Below are 1,494 nucleotides of genomic sequence, written 5' to 3'. Positions count from 1 at the left end.
GGCTCTTCGTCAAGTAGAGTTGATAGAACTTTTTGAAAGCACTTGGACCTTAATTGGCCTAGGTGCTTTTCTTATGCGCGCGACGCCTTGTTGTTTACCTTGAACCATACCCTTTCAAGATAAATCCGGTTGATGAAATTGCTCCAGTTTTTGTATCCGTATGCTGTGTTCTTAATTTTCTTTATGAGGCTGTTGATTCCTTCAAGGAATCCGTTCGAATAATCGTAACGAACTGCGTTGAGCACTTGATTCTTGTACTTCTTCAATGACCTGATGGACTGATCCATGCGATTATCTAGCGGCTTGTAGTCTTCCAACGTTTGCCTAAGTGTTTCCACATCACGGTTTCTAATCGCCCCTAAAATACCTTGGTAAACCTCATATGTGTCGCGAAGGGTTGGATGTAAATCAAGACATTCGGTGACTAGATTCAATGTTGTTGCGGCGTACCCCACGCTAGGATGAAACGCTACTTGCTTGGCTTCTAACTCGCTAAGGTCCATGAGGAAATCTTTCCATTCCCGTTTCATGAAGCGGTATTCCTTGCTGCTTTTGGGGAGGGTATTCATGGACTTTACCCGCACCATGTTGAGCGCAGTCGAAACCATTTGCACAATGTGAAATCGATCTACAACGACTTTGGCATTTGGAAACAACCGTGGAATGAGGTTAATGTAGCCTGCGTTCAGGTCAAGCGAGATTGTCTGCACCTGTTGGCGCACTTTAAGTGGAAATCCTTCGAAGTATTTCTGAATCGCATACGAAGTGCGTGAAGGCAGGATGCCGCCTATCTCGTGTTGGTCACTATCACCCCAGATGAAGCTCATCTTGTCAGTCGCCTTAAATTCATCAAACGCAAGATGGTGGGGAAGCCAAGTCTGCTGGTTGTAGTTGTGTGTTGCGGCCTCCTCGTCAATGATTCGCTGAACTGTTTTGTCTGCCACATGGAAGCGACGGGCGATGGCAGCTAATGAATTGTTGGAGAGCGCCTCAAATAAAACCATCTGCCTTACGGGGGTACTAATAGTGCTGTTGGGACGCACATAGTCAGTCTCACTCTGGAAGACTGACCGGCATAGGTCGCATCGGTATCGTTGGCGTCTGAGCTTTAGGTAAGTCGGCCGGTAAGTGAAACTTGGGGCAAGCACGCATGAGCTTTCAAACCCATAGCGGACTATCTTATCCATGAATCCACAGTTGGGGCAGCGTTCTGGCTTCGCCTTAAGCTCCGCGTAGAAGACCAGGGCGGAAGCCCCATGAACTTCTTCATTTTCAGCGTCTTGCGTAAAAATTATGTTAGGGTCCTTGATTTCTAGAACCATTCGGATAGACTTACTTGTAAGGGACATTACACAAACTCCTATTTACTTATCTTTGGTCGGATCTGTGGACACGAATTAGTGTGGTGTCCTTTTTGCATGTTCAAATACATAAATGGTATAGAAAAAGGAGCTGACAGACAAGATGTCTATCAACTCCAAATATCGTAGCGCC

The 1,494-nt window shown here is 46.0% G+C and carries 1 protein-coding gene; it reads right to left on the bottom strand.

Features of this window, described 5'->3' with window-relative positions:
* Positions 1 to 71: 71 nt before the first annotated feature.
* The gene (locus tag FC18_RS04580; RefSeq protein WP_054680737.1) at positions 72 to 1,349 is read right to left on the bottom strand and encodes an ISL3 family transposase; all 1,278 of its coding nucleotides are present in this window, start codon (positions 1,347 to 1,349) and stop codon (positions 72 to 74) included.
* Between the last annotated feature and the right edge of the window lie 145 nt (positions 1,350 to 1,494).

This window comes from Lacticaseibacillus sharpeae JCM 1186 = DSM 20505 (assembly GCF_001436225.1).
Classification (GTDB): domain Bacteria; phylum Bacillota; class Bacilli; order Lactobacillales; family Lactobacillaceae; genus Lacticaseibacillus; species Lacticaseibacillus sharpeae.
This window is presented reverse-complemented; position numbering and strand designations above follow the sequence as displayed.

Coding starts and splice junctions, on each gene's coding strand:
- FC18_RS04580 (WP_054680737.1), bottom strand. CDS start 1,349: ATGTCCCTTACAAGTAAGTCTATCCGAATGGTTCTAGAAATCAAGGAC.